The following is a 25,360-nucleotide window of genomic DNA, read 5'->3' on the forward strand; positions in this document are numbered from 1 at the left end:
TCGGTCTTCGGTCGAGGTGGTGCGTCCGCGGTGTGACGGCCGTAAGCCCTGGTCCGGCGTCACCCGGCCGTCATCCGCGGACCGGCATCGCCGTCGCCGCCCGCCTCGAACCCGTACTCGCTGTGGTAACCGTCCTCGTCATCCTCGTCGGCGACGGGCTCGCCGCTCCCGAATCCGTTCTCTTTCCGGAACGACTCGTAGATCTGGAGCAGCACCTGCTTCTGCCGCTCGCTGAGCGAGGGGTCGGCGAGGATGACGGCACGCGTCTCCACCTCGTCCCGGTCCCGCTCGGCGTCGAGGATGCCGGCGCGGACGTACAGCGTCTCGGCAGAGATGCGCAGCGCCTTGGCGACCTGCTGGAGCACCTCCGCGCTGGGCTTGCGCAGCCCGCGCTCGATCTGGCTCAGGTACGGATTGGAGACTCCGGCGGCGTCGGCGAGCTGCCGCAGCGACAACTGCGCGTTGCGGCGCTGCTCGCGCAGGTACTCACCGAGATTGCCGACGTTGAGCGATGCCATGCCTCCACCATGCCCCACCCTCGCTAACAATTGCAAGCAAGCCGCTTGCAAGAGTTTCGGCGGGGTGGCGGCCGGGGTGAGACCGGCGCGTGCTGTCCTGTCTCTGCGATATGTAGGCAGTCCCGCTCTTCTGTAGGCATGTGCGGCTGCGTCCCGGTCATGTGTAGGCGACTTCCGGAGAGTTCCGGTCTTGTGTAGGTACGGCGATCACGGCGCTTCTACGGTCGAAGGTGCTGGTCGGCGTCGTACCGGAGGCCCGGATGGATGTGTGCGGGGTGTCGGCGGAGGACGTCGAGCTGGAGTACGTCAGCGCGGCTGGCATCCGTGAGCGGGGAGCCTTGGGACGTCTGTGGCCGGTGCGGTTCGAGTCGGTACGGCCCGAGCGCCGGTTCCCGGCGTTTCGCGGGCAGGGGAACTGGTGCGGCTGGTACTGGTCGGCGACGTGCGGCGGGCATGTGGGCTATGAGCCGTGGCTGGAGCGCGACCACTTGATGCTGTTCGACTTCGATCCGCTGGTGGCGGGCATGTCCTCGCAGCCGTTCAGGCTGTCGTGGACCGGGCCGGGCGGGAAGCGGGTGCGGCATACGCCGGACTTCTTCGTCCGCCGCGCCGACGGCACGGGTTTGGTGGTGGACGTGCGTACGGACGAGCGGGTCGGGCCGGAGGACGCGGTGAAGTTCGCCGTGACGGCGGCGGCCTGTCGGTCGGTGGGCTGGGACTTCGCGCGGGTGGGGACGCCGGATGCGGTGCTGATGGCGAACGTGCGGTGGCTGGCCGGCTACCGGCATCCGCGAGTGCACCGCCCTCAGGTCGCTGCCCGCCTGGTGGAGGTGTTCACCGACGGCGGCGGGTTGCTGGCCGGGGCCCTGCGGGTGGGTGATCAGATCGCGGTGCTGCCGGTGCTGTTCCACCTGCTCTGGCGCCGGGTCCTGGCCGTGGATCTGGAGGGCGGGCTGTTGTCGGCGGACACGCGGGCCCGGCTTGGCATTGTGCGGGAAGGGGGCCAGGATGCCGTCACGTCCTCGGCTGTTGCGAGCGGGTGACCTGGTCCGGTTCGACGGACGCCTGCACACGGTGGCCGCGCTGGAGGGGACCGCTGTCCGGCTGGTCGACGAAGGGCAGTCGGCGAGCGTGGTGATGCTGGCCCATCTGCTGTCCTCGGAGGGCTTCGAGGTGGTCACACCGGCCTCGGTGCGGACGGTGGTGCCGGCGGCCGGGGTGCTGGAGGGGCTTCCGGCCAAGGCGGTGGAGCGGGCCGAGTGGTGGCGGCGGCACCTAGTGGAGATGCTTACGGGCCGTCCGCTGGATGATCCGCAGGGGCCGGTGCGGGCCGAGTACGACCCGGCGGTGAGGTCGCTGCGGCAGCGCGAGCTGGCGAAGGCCGCCGAACTGGCCGCGGCCGGGCACAGTACGTCGCTGGCGCTGATCCAGAGGATGCGCCGCCGCTTCGAGAACGAGGGGGTGCTGGGCCTGGTCGACCCGCGCCTGAGGGCCGCCTCGGACGGCACGGGCCGCAGCGACCGGCGGGTGGTCGAGGCTTTGCAAAGGGTCGTGGACGAGCAGACGGACCGGTCCACGGTCTCCGCGCAGGTGCTGCGGCGCCGGATGGAACGCCTGTTGGAGGCCGAGCACGGTGCCGGAGTGGTGCCGCTGCCGTCGCGCACAGCGTTCTACCGGCTGCTGAAGTCGGTCGGTTCCGGCCGTCACACGCTGGGCTCGGCGCCCGCACCCGCCGCTCGCTGGCCAAGCAGCCGGACGGCATGTTCGGCCAGCTGACCGCGGCCCGGCCGGGTGAGGTGATGGAGATCGACTCCACGCCGCTGGACGTGCTGGTCGTTCACGACGATGGCACGGTGGACACCGTCGAGCTGACGGGCATCGTCGATATCGCCACCCGCACGCTGGCCGCGGCGGTGCTGCGGCCGTCGACGAAGGCGGTGGACGCCGCCCTGCTGCTGGCGCGGGCGATGACACCGGAGCCGATGCGGCCCGGCTGGGCGGACGCCCTGCGGATGTCTCGGTCGGTGCTGCCGCACGCTTCACTCAAGGCGCTGGACAAACGGCTGGCCGGCGCGGCGGCCGTCCCGGTGATCACGCCGGAGACGATCGTCTGCGACCGGGGCAAGGCCTACATCTCCGACACGTTCCGTTCGGCCTGCCAGTCGCTGGGCGTCTCCTTCCAGCCCGCTCATCCCGACACCCCGACGGACAAACCCCATGTCGAGCGGACACTTCAGTCGGTGGCCTCGTTGTTCGTCCAGCACCTTCCCGGCCACAAGGGACGCAGCACCGAACACCGCGGCACTGATCCGGCCGCGCAGGCGGTCTGGACGATCCACCAGCTCCAGGAACTGCTGCAGGAGTGGATCGTCCACTGGCAGAACCGGCCGCACGACGGGCTGCGGGACCCGCTGATGCCCGGCAAGGCGCTGACTCCGAACGAGAAGTACGCCGCCCTGGTCGCGGCGGCCGGGCATGTCCCGGTCGCGCTGAGCCCGCAGGAGTACATCGAGCTGCTCCCCCGCTGCCGGAGGAGGATCAACTCCTACGGCATCCGTGTGGGCCACCGCACCTACGACAGCGCGGAGTTGAACCCGCTCCGCCGCCAGCCGTCCGGAGCCGGCCCGGACGGGCGGAGCTGGGAGGTCCACTACGACCCCTACGACATCTCCCGCGTCTGGGTACGCAACCACCGTGACGGCGGCTGGATCACCGCCATCTGGCGGCACCTTCGCACCGCACCGACGCCGATGGGCGAACTCGCCTGGGACCACGCCCGCCGCATCCTGGCCCAGCGCGGCACGAACCCGGCCACCGAGGAGGAGATCGCCCAGGCCGCCACCGCGCTGCTGGACCGCGCCGCCGACGGCCCGGAGGACAAGCCCGCGAAACCGTCCCGCACGTCGCGCCGCACCGGCCGGGACCGCAAGGTCGCCGCCCGGACCCGGGCCACCGCCGAGCCGTCGTGGCCCCGGCCAGGTGAACCGGCCGGCGAGCCCGCCGCCGAACCAGTGGAGCCGGACGAGGACGAACTCGCCGACGTGATCCCGCTGGAGATCTTCGACGCACGCAAGGAGGCCGAACGGTGGTGGTGAACATGCCGGACCCGGGCGGGGAGGACGTGTCGGAGAGCGGCGAGGACCGCGCGGACCCGTCCACCCGGCTGGAGGGCTGGCGCCGGTTCGTCGAAGAAGACCCGGCCGTCTTCGAGCTGCTGCCCGAGCAGCAGTAGCAGGCTCTGAGCCCGCCGATGCGCGACGCCTACGACGAGGCCCGCATCGCCTACCACTCCGAACTCCAGGTCGTGCGCACCTCCACGGTCAAGGACATCGCCCACCAGGGGAGGCTGCTGACCCTGCTCAACCAGCGCGAGCACGGCGCCCGCCGCGGACTGATCGTCTCCGGGGAATGGACCACCGGGAAGACCACCGCGCTCAAGCAGCTCGGCCGCCTGCACGAACTGCGCGTCCGGCAGCGCTACCCGGGCAGCGACCGCATCCCGGTCGTCTACATCACCGCCCCGCCCAAGGGCTCCCCGCGCAAACTCGCCATGGAATTCGCCCGGTTTCTCGGCCTGCCCCTGATCGGCCCGAGGCACAACACCATCGACGTCACCAGCGCCGTCTGCCAGGTCCTCATCGAGGCCCGCACGGACCTGGTCCTGGTCGACGAGATCCACCTGCTCAACCACGCCACCATCGCCGGTGAAGACCTCTCCGACCACCTGAAGTACTTCACCGAGCACCTGCCCGCGACGTTCGTCTATGCCGGGATCAACGTCGAGCAGTCCGGGCTGTTCACCGGCATCCGCGGCAAGCAGCTCGCCGGCCGCTGCGTCCTGGTCCGCACCGGTCCCTTCCCGCTCAACGCCGAGTGGCGGTCCCTGATCGCCTCCATGGAGAACACCGTCCGTCTCCACCGGCACGAGCCGAACACCCCCGTCAAGATGGCGAAATACCTGCACCAGCGCACCGGCGGCATGATCGGAAGCCTCTCCCACCTCATCCGGGCCGCGGCCATCTCCGCGATCCTCGACCAGAGCGAGTGCATCACGCGGGCCACGATCAAAAGCATCCGCATCGATCACAGCAGCGAGTCCACCGGCCAGGGCCGCGCTTCGTCTCTGCCCCGCACAGGATGAACATGTTCCGCCCAGCCCTGGTCCGTCCTCTGCCCATCCAACTGCCGCCGTTTCCCGGCGAATGCGAGTCGTCCTACTGGAACCGGCTGTCCCAAGCCAACCGCGTCCCTCTGGCCCGGCTATGGGCCCCGTCACGCTGGCTGAGATCCCGCCTGGCCACCGCCGATGCTCTCTGCATCCTCAGCGGACAGTCCCGTGAGCACTTGGCCCTCACGATCCCCGACCTTTACACCGGAGGTCTCCCCCCGGCCCGGCCCCCCATCCCGGACGATCACGTTCAACGCTGGGCCTGCCGCCGCTGCGTCGTCGCACGCACCGGATGGACTCTTCCCGTCCGTGTCTGGGCTTGCGTCCATGACGAGGTCTGTCCTCGCCACAACCTCTGGATCGGCCGAGAAGTTTTCACCCCCGAGCAGCAGCTCGACCTAACCCGAACCCCCGACGTCATCCGCGCTCAACGACGATACTGGCGGCTCCGACGACGCTACGGTCCAACCGCTACCGACACCTGCCAGGAAGCCACCAGCAAGCTCTGGAGCGGCCTGGCCCACCGCCACTACCGGCTCAACCGCCGTGTCGAACTCCTCCACGACCTGGCCCGGGTCAAGGGACCGGAGGTTGCACCGGACAGGACGGCCCCCTGGCGGATCGCAGCTGGATACCCCGAACGCGTCACGCTGATCGGCCTGTTCGCATCGGCCCATTGGAGACGAGCGGTCCTTAATGACGACCTTCTCGTCGTCGCTCAGGCCCTCGCCGAATTCCACCGCCGCTTCCCGTTGCAGACGCCCCTGCGGGGCACCAGTCGCACGTGGCTCAGCACCACCATCGAGGCCACAGCCAGACAGATCGAAGGCCTCCTGAACCCTTCAAGAGGCGCAACCGCGTCCACGGCCCGGTGAGGCATCGATGCCCACCGACGGCCGGCGTCCTTGACTGATCACTCAGCCGACGAGCGCGTGGGAGACCATCTGACCGAGCCGGAGCAGGACTCTGGTTGACCTTCACCTTGGGGGAGGCCACAGCATCGGTGAGGCCGGGCGACATGCTCGGCATGAGGAGGAGAGCGGGCATGGGGTTGCTGACTATCGGGACGTTCGCGAAGGCATCCCGGCTGTCACCGAAGGCGCTGCGTCTCTACGACGAGCTCGGTCTGCTAACTCCCGCTCGCGTCGACCCGGTGACCGGCTACCGTCTCTACGCCCCGGAACAGCTGGAGCAAGCCCGGCTGGTCGCCTGGCTCCGGCGCCTGGGGATGCCCCTGGCCCGCATCCAGCACGTCTGCACGCTGGAGGCAGGCCCGGCAGCCCGGGAGGTCCGCGCGTTCTGGGCCCAGGTCGAGGCCGACACCGCCGCGCGGCGAGACCTCGCTTCCTTCCTCATCGGCCATCTGTCCTGGAAGGACCCCGCTATGTCTCCGACTGCTAAGCCCCTGGGAATCCGTTACGCCGCTCTTTCCGACACGGGCCTTGCCCGTGAGAGCAACCAGGACACCGCCTACGCAGGGTCCCGCCTGCTCGCAGTCGCCGACGGCTTCGGCAGCGGAGGAGCCCCCGCAAGTGCCGCCGCCGTCGACGCGCTCAAGCGCCTCGAAACCGACAGCATCCCGGCAGGCGATCTCCTCAACCTCCTCGAGGACGCCATCGAACAGGCCAAACAGGCCGTCAACGGCGTCGCCGGACCCGCCTCATCGCCCGAAGAGGCCGGCACCACACTCACCGCGATGCTCTGGACCGGCTCACAGCTGGCCCTCGTCCACATCGGCGACTCCCGCGTCTACCTCCTGCGCGACGGAGAGCTGTTCCAGATCACCCACGATCACACCATGGTGCAGTCGATGGTCGACGAAGGACGCCTCACCCCGGAGGAAGCCGCCTCCCACCCCAAGCGGTCCCTGTTGCTACGAGCCCTGGGCCAAGGAGCCGATGGCACCCCCGACATGCGTCTGCACGACGCCCAGCGGGAAGACCGCTACCTGCTCTGCTCCGACGGCCTGTCGACCGTCGTGCCGACCGAAGAGATCCACCGGGTGCTCTCCGAGATCAGTGAACCCGAGCAGGCGGTCCGCGAACTCATCGCCCTCGCCAACGGCTCCGGCGGCCCCGACAACGTCAGCTGCGTGGTCGCCGACGTCATGGAGCTCCAGCAGTAGGAGCGAGCGGCATGCACTTCGAGTTGCACCAGATCCGTTCTCACGAACTCATCCGCGAGGCGGACGAATACCGACTCGCCCAACAAGTCAGGAAAGCCAAATCGGCTCCCCGATCCATGCCGGCCGACACATGGCGACCGACTCCACGACGCCTGCTGGCTTGGCTCCGCGGGTGAACCATCACGTTGCCTACGGTTGAGCGGGACACCGACCGCCAACCTGTCCCGCTCAACCGTAGGCACCGCAGGTCAGAGCCTCCCCCTGCCCACAGATATCTAGGACAGGACACGTGCGGTGTCTCGGCCAACCTGAGGCAGCGATTCGCTCTGCCTTCTACGGTCGTTACGGCTGGTCAGCGCGCCGAGTGGGAGTGGCTGGTGGAGGCAGGTGTTTCTGGCTGGAGTACGTCGACAGCCGGGGCGAGTCACAAGGTGGGCCGCTTGAGGTGGTGTGGCCTGTGTGCTTCGAGGCTGTCGGATAGGTTCGGGTGTTTCCGTCGTACCGGGGGCAGCGCAATTTCCCCGGCTGGTACTGGGCTGCGACCAGCGCCGAATTGGTGGGTTACGAGTCGTGGGCGGAGCTGAGCCACCTGATGCGGCTGGATGCTGACCCGGAGGTGGTCGGGGTGGCTTCCCCGCCGTTTCGGCTGTCGTGGCGGTACAGCGGCGGACGTCGGCGGATCAGGCACACGCCGGACTATTTCGTACGCCGTCGGGACGGCAGGGCGGTAGTGCTGGACGTGCGTCCGGATGAGCTGGTCGAGCCGGAGGACGCGGCGAAGTTCGCGGCCACGGCCGTGGCCTGCGCCCGGGTCGGCTGGGGTTACGAGCGGGTCGGGGTGATCGATCCAGTGCAGGCAGCGAATCTGCGCTGGCTTTCGGGATACCGGCATCCGCGGGTAGGGCGTGAACCGGTGGCGAAGTGTCTGCGGGCGGCGTTCACCCAGCCGCAGGGCTTGCTTGCCGGGGCCCGGGCGGTCGGAGATCCGATCGCCGTACTGCCGGTGCTCTTCCACCTTCTCTGGCACCGGGAGCTGGCCGTGGATCCGGTGAGCGAGCGGTTGTCGGCGGCGACAGTGGTGCATCCGGCACCCGTCGCGGCGAGGGAGGTGGAGGGCGATGCCGACGCGTCCGCGGCTTCTGTCGCTGGGTGACCGGGTCCGCTACGAAGGCCGTGAGCACAGCGTCGTCGCTCTGCACGGGACGGCGGTGCGGCTGGTCGACGATGCCCAGGCCGCGAGCGTCGTGCTGCTGGGCCATCTGCTGGCCTCCGAGGGATTCGCCGTGCTCGGTACAGCTCTGTCCCGCCCGCTACTGCCGGAAGAAGGGGTGCTGGAAGGACTGCCCGAGGAGGAAGCGGAACGGGTGAGGTGGTGGCAGCGGCACCTGACCGAGCTGATGACCGGCCGCCCGGATGCTGATCCCGGCACTCCGGTGAGGGCCGAGTACGACCCGGACGTGCACTCGGTGCGCCAGCGGGAGCTGGCCAAGGTCACCGAACTCCGGGAGGCTGGCGAGGACGTGGCCTTGAGCACGCTCCAGCGGCTGCGCGCCCGTTTTGAGCGCGAGGGAGTGGCGGGGCTGGTGGACCGGCGGCTGGTCAAGCCAGCCACGGGGACGGGCCGGGCCGATCCGCGGGTCGTGGCGGCGATCGAGAAGGTCGTCAGCAGCCGGACCGATGAGGCGACCGTGTCCGCGCAGGTACTGCGACGCCAGGTCGAACGCCTGCTCGCGGACGAGCTTGGCTCCGGGAGGTTGGCGATGCCGTCGCGGGCCGCGTTCTACCGGCTGCTTCAGGCGGTCTCGACGGGACGGCATCTGCTGGGCTCGGCCCGCACCCGCCGCTCGCTGGGCAAGCAGCCGAAGCGGATGTTCGGGCAGCTGGCCGCAGCACGTCCGGGCGAGGTGATGGAGATCGACTCCACACCGCTGGACGTGCTGGTCGTCCACGACGACGGGACGGTGGACCGCTGCGAACTGACCGGGCTGGTGGACCTGGCGACCAGGACGCTCGCGGCAGTGGTGCTGAGGCCGTCGACGAAGGCGGTCGACGCCGCGCTGCTGCTGGCACGGGCGATGACGCCGGAACCGGTACGGCCGGGCTGGTCGGACGCGCTGCGCATGTCCCGGTCGGTGCTGCCCTACGCCTCGCTGCTGCCGCTGGACGAGCGGCTGGCCCAAGCCGCCGCGAAGCCGGTGATCGTCCCGGAGACGGTGGTCAGCGACCGGGGGAAGGCATACATCTCGGACAACTTCCGCAACGCCTGCTGTCACTTGGGGATCTCGTTCCAGCCCGCGCACCCCGATACCCCTACCGACAAACCGCACATCGAGCGGACGCTGGGCTCGGTCTCGACGATGTTCGCCCAGTACGTGGCCGGCCGCAACGCCGAGATGCGGGGCAAGGACCCTGCCGCGCAAGCGGCCTGGTCCATCCACGAACTCCAGGAACTCTTACAGGAGTGGGCCGTCGCCGTCTGGCAGACGAGACCGCACGACGGTCTGCAGGACCCGCTGATGCCGGACCGTCCGCTGAGCCCGAACGAGAAGTACGCCGCGCTGGTCGCGGCGGCCGGATACGTGCCGGTCGCCCTGGCCCAGGAGGAATACATCCAGCTCATGCCCCGCGAGCGGCGGGTCATCGGCCCCGGCAGGGTGAGGATCAACAACCGCACCTACGACGCCCGAGCGCTCGGCCCCTACCGGCGCCAGCCCTCCGGCGCCGGTCCGGACGGCAGGCTCTGGGAGGTCCACTACGACCCCTACGACATCTCCCGCGTCTGGGTACGCAACCACCGCGAAGGCGGCTGGATCACCGCGATATGGCGCCACCTGCGCACCTCTCTCGTCCCCATGGGTGAGCTGATCTTCGACCGTGCCCACCAGGTGCTGGCCGAACGCGAACAGCGCAAGCCGGACGAGGAAGCCGTCGCCCGCGCCGCGGCCGAACTCCTGGACCGGGCGACTGACGGCCCCGGCGACCGCCCCGCCCGACGGCAGAAGAGAAAGAACCGGGCGGACGAGCGGCGCGACCGCAAGGCCGTGGCCCGCACCCGGGCCACCAGCACCGCAGCCCGGCCCCGGCCCGAACCGCCCGGAGACGGGGGGCCGCCGCCGGACGAAACGGCTCACGACTCCGAAGAGGCTGAGAAGACCGAGGAGTTGGCAAAGGTGGTGCCGCTGGGCATCTTCGACGCCCGCAAGGAGGCGAAGCGATGGTGGTGAACCCTTCAGACGACGGCGTGACACCCACCGACGAGTGACGCATCGAACCGCCCACAACCCTGGCGGGCTGGCGGCACTTCGTCGACAAGGACATCACCACTTTCCGGCTTGCCTCCGCGCGAAGCTGGGAGGTGATGGGTGACCGGGTCCGCAACTCCTACAACGAGCGGCGCATCGACTACCACTCCGAACTGCAAGTCGTGCGGACGTCCACGGTCAAGGAAGTCGCCCACCAGGGAAGGCTGCTGACCCTGCTGAACCGCCGGGAGCACGGGGCCCGGCGGGGCCTGATCATCTCGGGTGAACGGACCACCGGCAAGACCACCGCCCTTCGGCAGCTCGGCAGGCTGCACGAGCTGCGCGCCCGGCAGCGCTACCCGGACACCAGGCGGGTCCCGGTCGTCTACGTCACGGCGCCGCCCAAGGGATCGCCACGCAAGCTCGCCATCGAGTTCGCCCGGTTCCTCGGCCTGCCGGTGATCCCGTCCCGGCACAACACCGTCGACATCACCAGCGCCGTCTGCCAGGTCCTCATCGAAGCCCGCACCGACCTGGTCCTGGTCGACAAGATCCATCTGATGAACCTGGCCACCAGCGCCGGCGAGGAGCTCTCGGACCATCTCAAGTACTTCACCGAGCACCTGCCCGCGACTTTCATCTATGCGGGGATCGACGTCGAACACTCCGGGCTGTTCACCGGAATCCGAGGTGACCAGATCGCCGGCCGGTGCACGCTCCTGCACACCGGGCCGTTCCCGCTCAACTCCGAGTGGGAGGGTCTGGTGGCGACGATGGAGGCCACGCTCCGGCTCCACCAGCACAAGGCAGAGACCCTCGCCGACCTGCACCCCTACCTCCACCAGCGCACCGGAGGCATGACCGGAAGCCTCTCCCACCTGATCCGGGCCGCCGCGATCTCCGCGATCCTTGACGGCAGCGAACGCGTCACCCGCCGCCAGCTCGACACCATCCACGTCGACCACGCCAGTGAAAGGGCGTTCCGGGGAGAAGCCCGGCGCGGCAGGGCAGCCGGATGAACGGCCGACGCCGAGGGCCGCTCCGGTCACCTCGCTGCCCTTCGTCCCGACTATGCTGCGTCCGCTGCCGCACCCGGTCACTCCGTTCGCGAACGAGACCCTCGACTCCTACCGCCACCGCCTCGCCGCCGCGAACCAGACCGAGTTCCGCACCATGCGCAACCCCTCACGCTGGCTCCAGTGCCCGCTCAACGAACTCGAACGGCTGGAAGTACTCAGCGGGCAGCCCCGCACGACCCTGCTCTGGGCGCTTCCCGAGCTGCGGCGGCACGCACCGGACGTCGTCGCGCCGCCCGAAGTCTTCATCTTCAACACGCGCGCCGCCTGTGATCTCTGCAGCGAGCGCTCCGGCAACAACGGCCAGCCCATCCAGGTCTACCTTCGCGGGCTTCACGACAACGTCTGCATCCGTCACCGGCGCTGGCTCAGCTGCGGTCGCGCGAACGTCTTCGAGCAGATCGACCTCTCCCACGCTCCTGAAGTCGTCCGCGCCCAGCGCCGCCTCGACCGGCTGGAACGCCGGCACGGGACATTCGCCCTGGGAACCACCTACCGCCACTGCGAACGCTTCTGGAGAGAGATCGACCGACGAGCGCTCGTGCACGGCGACCGGGACTCCGTGCTCGCGCGCATCTACCGGCCCGACTCCAAGACCCTCCCGGACCGCTTCGACCTCATCCGATCGCAGCGCTTCCACCGGGCCGCCAACTACCCCCAGGTCGCCAGGTTCACGAAAATGATCATCTCCCTGGCACAGCGGCCGAAGACCGAACGCAAAGCCGCGCACCTCACCGGCACCACCCAGATCGAGGCCGAACAAGTCTTCCACCTGGACCACCGCCCCCGAGGCATCACACTGCCATGGCTCCGCAACGGACTTGTCGGCCTGGTGGAAGTCGTCGCAGATCTGACTCACGACGGTGAACCAGAGGAAACCTCATCCTGACTGCCCATCACGAGGCGTCTTCATCGTGATCGATGAGGGACATCCCGGATGCCAGAGCGCGGGCAACGTCGGCGAAGTACTGCTCGTCGGCACCCGGGGCAAGACCGAGCGGGACGCCCTGGCCGAGACCGACGAACAGGGCCCTGAGCGCAGTGGTCAGGCGTTGCGCCTGTTCCGACGTCACGACGCTTCCGTTGTGCGACCTTCCCGTGAACAGCGCGATCAGATGGCTCTCCTGCGCCCGGATGGACGTGGCGAGCTGCGATCCAAGCTCTGGGTCATGCAGGGCCATATCCAGCAAGGTGACCTGGAGGGACAGGCCAGACAGCGCGTCCGGGGCGTCACAACTGCGCCGGTAGTACCGGGCGAAGGCATCGACTGCTTCCAGCAGGTCAAGTCCAGCGGGAATCGCCTGCTCGATCTCCTCGTAGTACGGCCGCAGGTAGTCGGCGACCAGGGCGACCACCAGGCCGTCCTTGCTTCCGAACAGTGAGTAGATGGCGCCAGTGGTCAGGTCGGCGCGTTCGGCGATCTCTTCGAGCTTGGCCCGGTATCCGTCCCGGGAAACGACCTGGAACGCGGCGTCCAGCAAGGCGCGGCGGTTGCGTTCCCTGGCCTCCGCTCTCGTCATTCTCATAGTTTGATTATTACCGTAATCTCGTTACGGAACCGGCACAGGACGAGCTTTGAGGAGGACGCTCATGGCCCAGGTCGTGGCATCGCGGGTGACCCGCCAGACGGTGGGGGCCATCGCCGATGGCGCCTTCAAAGTGCTGCTCGCCGCTGTCTACATCGCCGGCGCCGCCCCGCTCGGCCGGTTACTCGGCACGCCGACCTGGCTGATGGTCGTCTCAGGCGTGGCCCTGCTGATCGGCGGCGGCATCGAAATCAGATACTCGCGCAGCCGGTCGATGCGCACCTACACGCGGCTCATGATTGCCTACGACAGCGGCTGGGTGCTAACAGCCCTGGCCGGCCTCCTGATGGCGCGGCAGGGCAGCACTGCCGGGGGCGAAGTCTGGATGGGGTATCAGACAGCCGCCCCCATCGCGTTCGCCGCACTGCTAATCGCCGCTGCACCTACACAGATGACCTCCGGCACTCAGCCCGACACCTCGGATTGAGCGAGACGGCCAGCCCGCCCCCGTTCTCGCTCAAACTGAGACACCCCAGGTCAAGCACTCACTCTGCCTCACCTTGAGCGAGAACGGACACTCTGCTCGCCCCGGGTGATGACGGTCTTCTGCTGGATCTCCTTCATAGGGGTGTCCTTGGCGCGCAGGGTGAGGGCGTACTCGATCTGGTCGGCGTCGAGGGAGGGTGGTCGAGCGCCGGTGCGGCCGCGTTTGCGGGCGGATTCCTGGCCTTCCAGGGTCTTCTCCCGGGTGTAGGTGCGTTCGGCGCCGGACAGGGCGGCGAGGACGCCGAAGAGGATGGCGCCCTGGCCGTGCCGGTCGCCGGGGTCGTACAGGCCGGTGATGGGGCCGCTCAGGAACTCCGGGGCGATGCCGGCCTTGCGCAGGTCCTCGACGGTCACGAGGAGATCGGTGCCGCGGCCGAGACGGCGGAACTCGTGGACGGTCAGGATGACCTGGACTTCTGGATGCAGCCGTTTGAAGCGGCGGGCCATCGCGACGGCCTTCTCGTACTCGGGCCAGACCTTGACACGGGTGGAGACCTTCTCGTGGAACGCCTCGAAGCAGACCGGCTCCCGCGCGTCGAGCTGGGGCTGGAGTTCCTGGGTGGCCGTCGAGCAGCGCGCGTAGCCGATGCGGACCGCTGTGATCCCCGCCGCGAGCGGTGCGGGCTCGGTGGGCTCGACCCCGTCGGGTTCGGGGCCAAGCCCCCAGCGTCTGCCAGGGCCTCGGTCGGGCGGGGTGAGGACGTGGAGTTCCTCGGCGACGCGGGGCACGAGCTGGAGGCGGCGGGTGTGGTACTTCGCCGCGGTCTTCCCCGCGCCGGTGCGGCATGCTGACCCGGCCGGGACCTCACAGGTGGGGCACGCGTGGCGCTCGATGGCGGCCCTGGAGGCCGGATGAACCGGACACTGTCCGGGGTTGTGGCGGCGGCTTCTCATTTGGCCATGTGTGAGAACGGGCACGGTGCGGCGGAGCGGGATCAGTCGGTGTCGAGGCCGTCGATCAGGCGGTTGAGGAACCGGGTGAAGGTGGCTTCGGGCGTGAGGGGGCGTCCGGGAGCGGCGAGGGCTTCGGCGAGTTCAGGGTGACGGCCGTCCGCGGCGACAGCCGCGAGGTAGCGGGCTTCGGCTGCGGCTCGGTCGGGGGACTGCGAGGCGGCGGTCCGCGCAATCTCATGGGCGACGTGCCCGGCCACGAATGCGGTGAGTTGGGCGAAGACCTCCAGCTTCGCCGCACCGTCCAGCTTGGTGGGCCGCAGGACGGCGAGCGCTCGTTCCAGGAAGGCCAGGGTGTTGGGGCCGGGGATGCGGCGGGCGGCCAGAGCGGCGGGCAGCCAGGGGTGTCGCAGCATGTGGGTGCGCTGGAGGTGAGCGATGGCCTTCAGGTCGGCGCGCCAGTCGCCGGTGGGGGTGTTCGTGGTCGGCAGTTCGCCGCTGACGTGGTCGACCATCAGTTCCAGCAGCGTCTCCTTGTCGGGGGCGTAGCTGTAGAGCGACATGGCGCCGGCTCCGACCTGTGCGGCGACTTTCCGCATGGTGACTGCTTCGAGCCCCTCCGCATCCGCCAGGGCGACGGCTGCCGCCGTGATCGCCTCTCGGCTGTAGGCGGGCTTGCGACCCCTGCGGGGCTGGGCGGAGCTCAGCCAGAGCTGCTCAGGGTCGACGCCTGGGGTGTCGGCTCCTCCTTCACGGGGCATGGTCCGCGCTCCCTCCCTTGATCGAGGCGGCCCTTGCGGGCTTCATCCAAGCATCCTCTATTCTCGTACATCGTACGGATATCGAGGAGGGGAACGATGGCATCACGCACGCACGGTCCTGCGCCGAAGCCGGCCTGGGCACCGCCTTCCGGTAAACCGCCACTGGCCTCACGGATGATGAGGGCGACCTGGCGCGGCCTCCCGGCCAAACGGCACGATGTCGGGTGGGAGCCGGGGCTGCCGGTGCCGGCCGCCGACGGCAGCCCGCTGATCACGGACCACTACTTCCCGCGCGCCGAGGGCGACTTCCCCACCCTCTTGGTGCGCTCGCCGTACGGCAGGGGCCTGCCGTGGTCTCCCATGTACGGCGTGCTCTTCGCCGAACAGGGCTTTCACGTGGTGCTGCAGAGCTGTCGCGGCACTGGTGGCTCCGGCGGTGAGTTCGATCTGTGGCGCAACGAAGTCGCTGACGGCCAGGCCACGGTGTCCTGGCTGCGCGAGCAGAGCTGGTTCAACGGAACACTGGGGACCGTCGGCCCCAGTTACCTGGGCTACGTGCAGTGGGCTCTCGCCGTGGACCCGCCGCCGGAGCTGAAGGCGATGGTGGTGCAGGTGGGGCTGCACGATCCTCACGCCCTGTTCCACGCACAGGGTGCACTCCGCCTGGAGAATGCCCTCGCCGTCGGCGTCGGCATGACGTATCAGCACCAGGGGATGGCAGCGTTTCTGAGGGCGACGCTGCGCCTGCAGCGGCGCCTGCGCGATGTCATCACCGCGCAGCCGCTGCGCGGGGCGTACGTGTCCGCCCTCGGGAGCGATGTGCCCTGGCTGGACGACGTGATGTCGCACCCGGATGCCAAGGACGCGTACTGGCAAGGTGCGTCGTTGGCAGCGGTGGCGGAGCGGCTGAATGTGCCGACCAGTTTGATCACCGGATGGCACGATGCGCTGGGCGACCAGACCTTCGAGCAGTACCGCCGACTACGTGAGGCCGGCTGCGAGACCGCCTTGCTCGTCGGCCCCTGGACCCATACGTCTGCGCTGCAGCAGGGGTGGCCCGAGGTGTTCGCCGAGAGCCTCGCCTGGCTGCGCGCGCACCTGTACGCCGACCCCTCCGGCCTCCGTCCCACCAGGGTGCGCGTGCACGTCGGCGGCGAAGACGATTGGCGGGACGTCGACGACTGGCCGCCGGCCACGGCCGTCAGCCCGTGGTTTCCCACCGCGCAGGGGCACCTCACCCAGCAGGCTCCCACGGAATCCGCACCACTGACGTCGTTCCGCTACGACCCGGGCGACCCCACCCCCTCTCTTGGCGGTCCGCTGCTCTCCCGTACGGCCGGTCCTCGCGACAACAGAACCCTGGAGATTCGGGACGACGTACTGACGTTCACCGGCCCCCCGCTGACCGAGCCCGTGGACATCCTCGGCCCGGTCTCCGCGCGGTTGAGCATCTCCACGGACACCGGCCACGCCGATGTCTTCACCCGCCTGTGCGACGTGGACACACAAGGCCGCTCCGTCAACATCTGCGACGGGCTGGGCCGGCTTCGGACAGCCGAACAGGCGCCCTCGCACATCACCGTGCCGATGAGTTCCACCGCCCACCGCTTCGCCGTCGGTCACCGCATACGCTGGCAGATCAGCGGAGGCGCCCATCCGCGCTACGCCCGCAATCCCGGCACCGGGGAGTCGCCGGTGGACGCCACCATCTTCACACCGGTGCGCATCACGCTCCATGCGGACTCAGCGCTGATGCTTGCGACGCTTGCCCGCAGTCCCGGGCTCAGCCCCACGGGGAACAGCTGACGAGCCGGACCCGGCGGGCTCACTGATCGGCCCCGTCTTCGTCGTCCAGGCCGACCGCGTCCGGGTCGCGCAGCGGGCGCAGGGACCCGGCGGCCGGGGTGGAGGCGGTGAAGCTGTAGCGGCCCAGCACGTTGAGATTCCTGTGCTTGAGCGGGGACAGCCGGGCCACGTCTTCGTCGCGGATCTCGTGGCCCTCAGCACGGAGCTGGGCGACCGCGGCGTCGATGTACCGTGTCGTCCAGAGGACCACGGCGTTCAAGACGAGATCCAACGAGCCCAGCTGATCTTCCATCCCGTCCCGGTACGCCTGGTGGATGGTGCCCTTCTTGCCGTGGCAGATGTCGCGGGCGAGCGTGGACCAGGCGGGAGCGGGTCAGCGCCTCGATGTTCGGGCTGATGACCGGGGTCATCCCGATGTTGCAGCTCTCTCTCACAAGCAGGGCCACCACCGAGGTCGCGAGGTCCTTCATCCGGGTCTTGCCGTCGCCCAGGTGCACGAAGGCATCCAGAAAGCCGGTCCAGGCGTGCACCTCGAACAGCAGGTCCGGCAGGTCGACCTTCGGGAGTATCTTCTCGACCCGCTTGCGCAGCCAGTGCAGTGACTTCGGCTCACCGAGCGCGTGGAGCTTCTCCACGTTCAGCTTCGCCGGCCCGTTGGGCTGTACTTCGATGCTGATCTTCGCGTCGTCGCCGGCCTCCTCCAGGCGTTCGGCCATCTGCTTCCACGCGGCGTCCAGCACGGCGACCAGGTCCTTCAGGTGCTGCTCGGCGTCCGCATCCAGGCTCAACCCCGCCAGGACGTCGTCACGTACGGCCTCCCACTCCTTGCCGTCCAGCAGGCGGACGCGCGGGTCGGACCAGCGGTGTGAGGGGGAGGCGAAGATATCCCGGCGCTTCAGGGCGCGGAAGAGCTGCTCCAGCACGCACACCACGTACGCGTCGCGGTCCACCGCCCCCTCCGGCAGCTCGGCGTTCGCGTACACCGCCTTGCGCCACACCGGCGGCACCAGCTTGTCGTCGATCTCCCGCGGCAGTAGCGGCTTCTCGCTCACCCGGCGCCTCGCCAGGGCGGGCAGCCGCCTCACCCCCGCCAGCACCCGCTTGCCCCCGGTCGCAGCCCCCAGCGCCGAGGCTCGCCCAGCAGGGTCAGAAACGGCTTGACGGTGTTGTAGCCCAGCGCCAGGGCGTTGCGCATGGCGATCTCCGCCGAGTCGTCATCCTCCGGGACCAGGCTCACCACCGTGGCCGCCGCACTGGACAGCACGGCCCGTGGCGCGATCTCCTCCAGCGCCCGCCACAACGCGGCCCGATCTGGATCGCAGCCGGTCTCCTCCAGCAGCTCCAGCTCCTCGATGACCACCTTCGAGAGCCTGGCCGTGATCCTGGCAGCCTTCTCCAGCTGCGGGAGCGTGGACAGGCGTTCCTTGTCCGTGGCCCGCTTCGAGGTGCTGATCAGCCTTGTCGCCATCAGGATCTCGAACAGGTCCAGCGCGTCGTCGATCGCCTTGGCCTCCAGATGCCGCATCACCGCGGTGAGCATCGCCGTGCGCTTCGGCTCCGAGGTCCACTCCAGCTTCGCCGCCTTCGTTCCCAGCCCGTACCGGGCCAAAGAGGCCAGCCGGTTCGGCGGGACCTTGTTCAGCTTCACCCGCCCCAGCCGGTACGCGGCGATCTCATCCACCCGTTGGAGCGCGTTCCTCATCGCGGTGCCCATGGTCCGCGTCGGCGGCTGGCGCAGCTGCTTCAGGTACGAGTACCTCTTGCCCTCCGGCGTCTTCAGCAGCGCCACCAAGTCCCCCGCCAACGACAGGTTCGCCCGCCGGGCGGCCTTCGCGACCGTGGTGTGCAGCCGGTTCTCCGCGATACGGCGGACCTCCGCCACCTCCCGAGCCAGCACTGACACACCCGGCAGCAGCACCCGGTTCCGGCGCAGCCAGCCCACCGCGTGGTCGAACAGAGCCTTCGGCCCCTCCGCATGCGCCGTCCACGCCCGCCCATGCAGGAACGCCCGGAACTCCCAGCCCATCTCATGGTCCTCGTACGCGTGATAGCCGTACGCGTCACGTATCTCCCACGCGTGGTCGTACACCGTCTGCCGCCGCTCCGTGTACCGCTTCACGCACGACGCGTCCTCGATGCCCAGCTGTCCGGCCAGATGCTCGACCACCGACCACGGCACATCCAAGGGGTCCTCGCCCAGGAACAGCCCCACATACCGCACCGTGCACATCTGTAGCGCGAACCCGAGTTGGTGGTGCTTCGTACGCCGCAGCGCGATCAGGCCCCGGTCCACGTCGTCCAGGAAGAAGAACCGCTCCAATTCGGGCCGTGTCGGCTCCCCGGAGAACCTTCCGTACGCCTCGGCCTGCTCATCGGTCAGAAATTCGACTGGCATGCGGCGGACGTAGCCACCCGCCACGAGCGAGCGCGGATCTTTCGGTGAACCCCCAGCGGAGGCGGGTGGCCTGCGCTAGTGTCCTGAGTCGTTAGTTCGCTTGCGGTTGTAGGGTGGGGTGGTGCCTGGTCCGAAGCCGTTGCCGCTGGAGTTGTCCGACTACGAACGCCGGGTGCTGAGAGGCTGGTTGCGCAAGCAGACCGCGTCTCAGGCGCTGGTGCTGCGATCGAGGATCGTGCTGGCGTGCGCGCAGGGCCTGCCGAACGCGCAGGTCGCGGATGACCTTGGTGTCTCGCGGGAGACGGTGCGCAAGTGGCGGTCCCGGTTCGTCGCGGACCGTCTGGAGGGCCTGGTGGACCGGCCTCGTTCGGGAGCCCCGCGCAGGATCACGGACGAGCAGGTCGAGGCACTGGTCGCCAGGACGCTCGGCCAGGCGCCGCCGACGGGTGACGCGCACTGGTCGACGCGATCGATGGCCGGAGCGGCCGGCATGTCGCAGTCGGCCGTCTCGCGGATCTGGCGGGCCTTCGGCCTCAAGCCGCACATCGTGGAGACCTGGAAGCTGTCGACCGACCCGCAATTCGTGACCAAGGTCCGTGATGTGGTGGGTATTTACCTGTCGCCGCCGGAGAACGCCCTGGTCCTGGCGGTGGACGAGAAGTCGCAGATACAGGCCCTGGACCGGACCCAGCCGGTGCTGCCGATGGCACCGACCGTGCCGGCGAAGATGACGCACGACTACGTCCGGCACGGCACGACCAGCCTGTTCGCCGCCCTGGACATCGCCTCCGGCTCGGTCATCGCCCAGCATTACCGCCGCCACCGCCACCAGGAGTTCCTCCGCTTCCTGAAGGTCATCGACGCAGCCGTCCCCCAGGACCTGGAGCTCCACCTGGTCCTGGACCACTACGCCACCCACAAGACCGAACCGGTCAGGAAGTGGCTGCTCCGTCACCCGCGCTTCCACCTGCACTTCACCCCCACCTCGGCGTCCTGGCTCAACCTCGTCGAGCGCTGGTTCGCCGAGCTGGCCTGCCGCAAACTCCGCCGCTCGGCCCACCGCAGCGTCGTCGAACTCGAACGGGACATCCGCGGCTGGATCAACGAGTGGAACAAGAACCCCAAGCCGTTCGTCTGGACAAAGACCGCCGACGACATCCTCGACACCCTCGCCGCATACTGCACACGAATTAACGACTCGGGACACTAGGGCAGAGAGCGCTGCTAGCGAAGTGAATTCGGTGAGACGAGTGACGAGAACGAGCGAGGCAAAGCAGACCCGGTGAGACGCGAGCAAACCGGACCGTCTCAGTCCAACTGCTCCACGCAGCTCACCGCGTCGGGGGTAGAGCAGGTCAGCGAGACAGGCCATCGGCCTTCGCTCCCGAGATCGCCGTGTGCCCGGGACTCGTCAGTGGTACATAGGCCCGGGAGACCCAAACCCCGCCCAGGGCGAACACGGCCATGGTGACCGCCAGGCTCCAGAAGCCTTCCATCAGGCCGGAGTTCGCGAACCACCCGACCGTGGGCATCAGGACGGCGGTGCCCAGGCCGATGGCGAGCAGCCGCAGGGAGGCCATCTTGCCCTTGGCATCGTCCTCGGCCCGTTGCTGGAGCGAGGTGAGCAGCCAGGTCAGGCTGTTCAGATTGGCGAAACCGGCCAGAAAGAAGGCCAGGAAGTGCACTGCGCTGGATCCCCCGAGAGCCAGTGCCGCTGCGGCACCGCTCTGGCAGAGCAGCCATACGGGCAGGAGCCGCTGGGAGACGAGCCGGCCGGCGAAGAAGGACGCGCTGATCATGCCGACGGCGAAGGTGGCCTCCAGCGCGGCGATGTACCAGCCCTGGCCGCCTCGGACGGTGTCGGCCAGGGGGATGACCAAGGTGCTCAGGCCCTGGGCGAGAACGAAGTCCCCGGCGCACAGGGCGATCGTCACGAAGACCGCCTTGTCCCCGCGGTAGCGGGTCAGCATGCGCCTCCACTCACCGACCGTGCCCGCTATGGCGGTGGTGAGCGTGTGCGCCGACAGCGGTACGGTGCTCTCGGCGGAGGTGAGGCGGACGCGGCTCACGGTCAGCGCGCAGGCGGCCGACATGGCGACGTCGACCAGGAGTGCCTGCCCGGCCCCGCCCCAGGTCAGGATCAGGCCGAGCAAGGCCATGCCGGTGAGCGCGCCCGCCTGGAACGCCACCCCGATCAGGCTGTTGAACCGGGTGATGTGGGCCTTGTCCACATGGTGCGCGGTGAGCTTGAACAGTGCCGACCGCTCGATGTTGTCGAAAACGGCGAGCAGCGCGGCCACCGCCACCATCCAGGGCACGGCTCGGCCCCCCGGCAGCGTGGCGAGGCCGATGATCAGCAAGACGGTGGCGGCCCGGCCTATCCCGCACAGGGCGTACACCCGCTTGGAGCTGACCGCGTCCACGAGCGGCCCGCACACCGGCAGCACGCAAAAGGCCACCACGCCCTGGAGGGTGAGGACGAGCGCGAACGCCGCCGGGCTGCCGGTGCGCTCGTAGAGAAGCTGACCCATCGCCAGGGTGTGGATGCCCACTCCGACGCTGGACAGGGAGATCGCTCCGAGCATGGTGCGGGCCACTGGATCGCGGAACATCAGCCCGCCACCCCCAGCCTGCCGTCGATGACCGGCTTCACCTTGCCGCTGACCGCGTTACGCGGCAGTTCTCCTTCGGCAAAGCATTCGACCCTGAGCTCGTAGAGGTCGATTCCGGCGTCGAAGTCCTGGTAGTCACCGAGGACCGGGAACGTGGCCATGAGCAGTTCACGTACCCGCTCGGTCCGGGAGAGCTGCGGGGCCTCGGTGCGGACGGTCAGAATCTCCTTGCTGCCCTCGGTGTGGACCTCGATCTGCAACTGGGAGACCTGGAATGCGGCCAGGACGTCGAGGACGTCGGAGTACAGGACGGTCTCGCCCTTGAAGCGGATCAGGCCGTCCGACCGTCCCAGGTACTCCAGGACCTTTCCATGCACCCCGCACGGGCAGGCGTGGTGGAGGATGCGGCCCATGTCGCCGATGCGGTAACGCACGAGGGGGCCTTCGAATTTCTGGAGGCAGGTGACCAGCAGCTCACCGACCGTGCCGTCAGGGAGTGGCCTGCCGTCCTCGTCCACCACCTCGATGAGGTTGTAGTCGTCGTTGACGTGGTGCAGCGTTCCACCGAGCCGGGCGCACTGGTGGCCGAGCTGGGCACCGTCGTTCGCCGCGAGCACGCTGGAGACCACGCGGACCCCCAGTTCCCGGTGCAGCCAGTCCTTGTCGGTCTCCGTCATGGGCGTGCCACCGTAGACGACCTTGTCGATGCGGAACGCGGGGTCGCGCCGCTTCGCATCACGCAGCAGCGGCAGGATCAGTGCAGGCATGCCGAGGATGACATTGGCGCCGAAGCTCTCGGAGAGCATCAGCAGATCGTCGACCGTGACGAACTGGCCGGTCGTGTAGCACTCAACGGGCATCCGGGAGAACTCGCTGAACGACGTGGTGAGGCCGCCGTACATGCTTCCGCCGAAGAGGGTGTTGATGATGCGGTCGCCGGGCTGGACGCCGAGGTCGTACCAGACGGGTACGGCCTCCCGGACCATGTTGTCCCAGTCGCCGCGCGCGTACGGGATGAAGCGCGGGCTGCCGCTGGTCGCACCGGACCTGAGGACTTCACCGGTGGCCATGCTGTCGCTGCACATCGCCCGGCTCGTGGGCAGCGAGTGGGCCTCCAGGATGGCCTTGTCCAGTACGGGCAGGGCGGTGATGCCGACGGGGTGCGTGACGTCGGGCAGTGCCGCGTAGTGGGGGGTGCGCCGGGCCCGGGCGAGGAGGTAGCGGATCCTCGCCGCCATCCTGCCCTCGTAGCCTTCGGTGTCCTCGCTGCGAGCCCGGGCGAGGGAGAGGCCTGGCCGGTGCCGCCGCCGCAGCAGCCGGTGGACCCAGGGGGCGGTGCAGTCGAGGGAGAGCAGCGCGTCCAGGGCCAACGCGGGGACCCGGACGGGCACGCCGGGTACGTCCGCCTCAGGCTCGACAACCCTGCCCGCGGGCAGAGGGACGCCGGCTTGGCGCAGGCCGTCCATGACAGCCGCCCACAGCGCGGGCCGAGCCGAGCGTACGGTCACCTGGTTGCCCAGGGCCCAGGCGAGCAGGAGTCCGCGCAGCGTGGCCTCGGCGGACTCGTCATCGAGTACGACGGTGCCGACGGGCCCGGTCTCCAGCACGTCGTTGCTATCGGTCAAGGGCTGCCAGGGGTATTGGGAGACTCCCTCCAGCAGGCGTTCCAGGCCTTCGTAGAGCTGTTCGCTGTCGAAGCGGCGCAGCGGCGCGGTGATACCCGCGCGGGAGAGCTCGGCTTCCAGGGAGCCGAGTTCGCCTCGGGCGACGGTGCGCTCGACGTGCTCGACGGCCAGGAGCAGGTCGGTGGGGTAGTGCCTCACGGGTGTGTCCTCGGGTCAGGCGGTCAGTGTGGGTCGGGTCACCGGTGCTCGGCGATCACCGAGGCGAGTCGGCGCACGCCCAGTTCGATCTGCTCGGGCTCGGGGTAGGAGAAGGAGAGCCGGCCGTGGTGCGCACCCCGGCCGTCGGCGTAGAAGCCGGTGCCGGGGACGAAGGAGACTCCGGCGGCCAGGGCCCGAGGCAGCAGCTCCCGGGCGTCGACGCCCCCCGGGAAGGTTGTCCAGACGAAGAAGCCGCCGTCGGGGACCGTCCATGAGACGTCCTGAGGCATGGACGCGGCCAAGGCGCTCAGCATGGTGTCGCGCCGCTCCCGGTATCCCGCGCGGGCGATGGCGAGATGCTCGTCCCAGGGGTGTGTGCGCAGGTAGCGGTCCACGGTCAGCTGGGCGAGGGCCGAGTGGCAGAGCGTGGCGCTCTCGGCAGCGAGCACCAGCTTGCGGGTGAGGGCCGAGGGGGCGTGCACCCAGCCCACGCGCAGCCCGGGGGCCAGTGTCTTGGAGAAGGTGCCCAGGTAGACGGCGTGCTCGGAGGCGTCGGCGGCGAGGGCCCGGGGCGGTGCGCCGGCGTAGTGAAGCATGCCGTAGGGGTCGTCCTCGATAACGAGGACGCCGGCGGCCTGGCAGATGTCGAGGATCTGGAGGCGGCGCCGCGGGGAGAGCGTCACGCCGGTCGGGTTCTGGAAGGTCGGGACGGTGTAGAAGATCTTCCCGGGGCGACCCTGGGCGGCCAGCCGGGCGAAGGCGGCGGCCAGTTCGTCCGGGATGACGCCGTCGCGGTCCATACCGACCTGTACGACCCTGGCTCCGGCCGCCGCGAAGGTGCCGAGCGCGGTGACATAGGTGGGGCCCTCGGCGACGACGGTGTCCCCCGGATCGAGCAGGACCCGGGCCACCAGGTCCAGCGCCTGCTGGGAGCCGCCCGTGACGAGGACGTCGTCCGGCCGGGCGGTGATCCGGGCGTCGTGCATGATGCCGCAGATCCGCTCACGCAGGGCCGGGTCGCCCTGGGCGCTGCCGTATTGCAGGGCGGTGGTGCCGCTGTCGCGCAGTACTGCGGCCGTGACCGTGGCCATCTCCTCGGTGGGCAGGACAGCGGGACTCGGCATGCCCCCGGCCAGCGAGACCACGTCGGGGCGGTTGGCGGCGGAGAACAGCGCACGCACCTCCGAGGGCACCATCGTCCTCGCGCTGCGTGAGAGGCGAGCCTCCAGGGCCGGGCCCGGGGAAGCGGGACGGGGTTTTCGCCGCTCGGTGGTGAGAGGCATGGCGGTCTCCTGGTGTTGGGATGTCGAAGGGGCTGGTGTGGTTGCGGAGCGGGCGAGGCGTGCGGCGGCATAAGCGCGCAGCACGTGCTCCGATCGCCGGTGCAGGACGTGGAGGCGGCCGGGCCCGTCCTGGGTGTGGGTGGTCACAGCTGCGGCGTGTTGGCGGAGCGCGTATGGCTGGGCGGCGGTGGCGTGAAAGGAGACGGGGCGGCTGCGGGAGAGGTCGGTCCACTCCCGGTGGCCGTCGCCGAGTGCCGCGTGGGCGAGCTCCATCAGGTCTGGGTGGCACAGTCCGGCGCGCAGCGCGGTGAACCGGACTCCCTTGGCAGTCGTGGTCAGATCGACGCAGGCGGGCCCGTCGCCGAGGCCCTGCTCGTCCAGCGCGGCGAACGCGATCTGGGCGGCCCAGTCCTGTTCCGCTCCTCGGCGGGGCAACAGCAGCGCGTCCGGGAAGGCGCAGGGCCGACCGGGATCGACGGGGCCGCCGACCTTCCAGATGGCGCAGACGCGCCGGGAGGAGCCGAGGGAGACGACGCTAAGGTGCAGTCCCGAGGGCAAGGGGGACATGAGGGGGTCTCCGACTTCGTT

21 protein-coding genes and 1 pseudogene are annotated in these 25,360 nt (G+C 69.3%); 14 read left to right on the top strand and 8 right to left on the bottom strand.

All coding sequences use genetic code 11. From position 1 onward, the window contains the following. Positions 1 to 59: 59 nt before the first annotated feature. The gene (locus NX794_RS04630; RefSeq protein WP_258776849.1) at positions 60 to 518 is read right to left on the bottom strand and encodes a helix-turn-helix domain-containing protein; all 459 of its coding nucleotides are present in this window, start codon (positions 516 to 518) and stop codon (positions 60 to 62) included. Between the two features lie 260 nt (positions 519 to 778). Between NX794_RS04630 and NX794_RS04635 the strand changes: the two genes are divergently transcribed. The 11 genes from NX794_RS04635 (at position 779) to NX794_RS04685 (ending at position 12,018) form a co-directional block, all read left to right on the top strand. Then, a complete protein-coding gene (locus tag NX794_RS04635; protein WP_428985853.1) occupies positions 779 to 1,561 on the top strand; it encodes a TnsA-like heteromeric transposase endonuclease subunit in 783 nt (260 codons plus the stop codon). Beyond that, positions 1,527 to 2,294, top strand: a complete 768-nt coding sequence (locus tag NX794_RS04640; protein WP_258776851.1) for a hypothetical protein — start codon at positions 1,527 to 1,529, stop codon at positions 2,292 to 2,294. The genes NX794_RS04635 and NX794_RS04640 overlap by 35 nt, the downstream gene beginning before the upstream one ends. Next, the gene (locus tag NX794_RS04645) at positions 2,279 to 3,613 is read left to right on the top strand and encodes a Mu transposase C-terminal domain-containing protein (protein ID WP_258776852.1); all 1,335 of its coding nucleotides are present in this window, start codon (positions 2,279 to 2,281) and stop codon (positions 3,611 to 3,613) included. The genes NX794_RS04640 and NX794_RS04645 overlap by 16 nt, the downstream gene beginning before the upstream one ends. Further along, a complete protein-coding gene (locus tag NX794_RS04650) occupies positions 3,604 to 3,750 on the top strand; it encodes a hypothetical protein (RefSeq protein ID WP_258776853.1) in 147 nt (48 codons plus the stop codon). Before NX794_RS04645 ends, NX794_RS04650 begins: the two co-directional genes overlap by 10 nt. An 18-nt stretch (positions 3,751 to 3,768) precedes the next feature. Next, a complete protein-coding gene (locus tag NX794_RS04655) occupies positions 3,769 to 4,659 on the top strand; it encodes a TniB family NTP-binding protein (RefSeq protein WP_258776854.1) in 891 nt (296 codons plus the stop codon). Between the two features lie 203 nt (positions 4,660 to 4,862). Beyond that, positions 4,863 to 5,561, top strand: a complete 699-nt coding sequence (locus NX794_RS04660) for a hypothetical protein (RefSeq protein ID WP_258776855.1) — start codon at positions 4,863 to 4,865, stop codon at positions 5,559 to 5,561. Positions 5,562 to 5,731: 170 nt separating this feature from the next. Further along, positions 5,732 to 6,811: a MerR family transcriptional regulator gene (locus tag NX794_RS04665; protein ID WP_258776856.1), complete on the top strand. Its 1,080-nt coding sequence runs from the start codon at positions 5,732 to 5,734 to the stop codon at positions 6,809 to 6,811. A 487-nt stretch (positions 6,812 to 7,298) separates the two neighbouring features. Beyond that, positions 7,299 to 7,964 (top strand): TnsA-like heteromeric transposase endonuclease subunit, encoded by a 666-nt coding sequence (locus NX794_RS04670; RefSeq protein WP_258776857.1) that lies wholly within the window; start codon positions 7,299 to 7,301, stop codon positions 7,962 to 7,964. Then, positions 7,930 to 10,035 carry a Mu transposase C-terminal domain-containing protein gene (locus NX794_RS04675; RefSeq protein ID WP_258776858.1) on the top strand — a complete coding sequence of 702 codons (2,106 nt, stop codon included), beginning with the start codon at positions 7,930 to 7,932 and terminating at the stop codon, positions 10,033 to 10,035. Before NX794_RS04670 ends, NX794_RS04675 begins: the two co-directional genes overlap by 35 nt. Before the next feature lie 134 nt (positions 10,036 to 10,169). Next, entirely contained in the window at positions 10,170 to 11,072 is a 903-nt protein-coding gene (locus NX794_RS04680; protein WP_258776860.1) for a TniB family NTP-binding protein, read from the top strand. Positions 11,073 to 11,124: 52 nt separating this feature from the next. Continuing rightward, entirely contained in the window at positions 11,125 to 12,018 is an 894-nt protein-coding gene (locus NX794_RS04685; protein ID WP_258776861.1) for a hypothetical protein, read from the top strand. A 7-nt stretch (positions 12,019 to 12,025) separates the two neighbouring features. Here the strand turns inward: NX794_RS04685 and NX794_RS04690 are convergent, their stop codons facing one another. Beyond that, complete coding sequence (locus NX794_RS04690; RefSeq protein ID WP_258776862.1) at positions 12,026 to 12,649, bottom strand: TetR/AcrR family transcriptional regulator; 624 nt, start codon at positions 12,647 to 12,649, stop codon at positions 12,026 to 12,028. Between the two features lie 70 nt (positions 12,650 to 12,719). On the opposite strand from NX794_RS04690, the gene NX794_RS04695 reads away from it, so the two are divergent. Beyond that, on the top strand, positions 12,720 to 13,142 hold the full coding sequence (locus NX794_RS04695; RefSeq protein ID WP_258776863.1) for a hypothetical protein: 423 nt from the start codon (positions 12,720 to 12,722) through the stop codon (positions 13,140 to 13,142). Between the two features lie 68 nt (positions 13,143 to 13,210). Here the strand turns inward: NX794_RS04695 and NX794_RS04700 are convergent, their stop codons facing one another. Next, positions 13,211 to 14,095, bottom strand: coding sequence for a recombinase family protein (locus NX794_RS04700; RefSeq protein ID WP_428985849.1), 885 nt, complete (start codon positions 14,093 to 14,095; stop codon positions 13,211 to 13,213). A gap of 41 nt (positions 14,096 to 14,136) precedes the next feature. Then, positions 14,137 to 14,853, bottom strand: coding sequence for a TetR/AcrR family transcriptional regulator C-terminal domain-containing protein (locus tag NX794_RS04705; protein WP_258776865.1), 717 nt, complete (start codon positions 14,851 to 14,853; stop codon positions 14,137 to 14,139). A 177-nt stretch (positions 14,854 to 15,030) separates the two neighbouring features. On the opposite strand from NX794_RS04705, the gene NX794_RS04710 reads away from it, so the two are divergent. Next, positions 15,031 to 16,659, top strand: a complete 1,629-nt coding sequence (locus NX794_RS04710) for a CocE/NonD family hydrolase (protein WP_258776981.1) — start codon at positions 15,031 to 15,033, stop codon at positions 16,657 to 16,659. Positions 16,660 to 16,678: 19 nt separating this feature from the next. Here NX794_RS04710 and NX794_RS04715 read toward each other — a convergent pair. Continuing rightward, positions 16,679 to 19,054, bottom strand: a pseudogene (locus tag NX794_RS04715) (DUF4158 domain-containing protein). 121 nt (positions 19,055 to 19,175) lie between these two features. Between NX794_RS04715 and NX794_RS04720 the strand changes: the two are divergent. Beyond that, positions 19,176 to 20,264, top strand: a complete 1,089-nt coding sequence (locus NX794_RS04720) for an IS630 family transposase (protein ID WP_258776866.1) — start codon at positions 19,176 to 19,178, stop codon at positions 20,262 to 20,264. Positions 20,265 to 20,409: 145 nt separating this feature from the next. Here NX794_RS04720 and NX794_RS04725 read toward each other — a convergent pair whose 3' ends face one another. The 3 genes from NX794_RS04725 to NX794_RS04735 are packed head-to-tail and all read right to left on the bottom strand — an operon-like array spanning position 20,410 to position 25,339. Then, on the bottom strand, positions 20,410 to 21,666 hold the full coding sequence (locus tag NX794_RS04725) for an MFS transporter (protein WP_258776867.1): 1,257 nt from the start codon (positions 21,664 to 21,666) through the stop codon (positions 20,410 to 20,412). Further along, entirely contained in the window at positions 21,666 to 23,489 is a 1,824-nt protein-coding gene (locus NX794_RS04730) for a phenylacetate--CoA ligase family protein (RefSeq protein WP_258776868.1), read from the bottom strand. The genes NX794_RS04725 and NX794_RS04730 overlap by 1 nt, the downstream gene beginning before the upstream one ends. Positions 23,490 to 23,527: 38 nt before the next feature. Continuing rightward, entirely contained in the window at positions 23,528 to 25,339 is a 1,812-nt protein-coding gene (locus NX794_RS04735; RefSeq protein WP_258776869.1) for an aminotransferase-like domain-containing protein, read from the bottom strand. Positions 25,340 to 25,360: the final 21 nt, after the last annotated feature.

Origin of the sequence: Streptomyces pyxinicus, assembly GCF_024753135.1 — a bacterium.
GTDB lineage: Bacteria > Actinomycetota > Actinomycetes > Streptomycetales > Streptomycetaceae > Streptomyces > Streptomyces pyxinicus.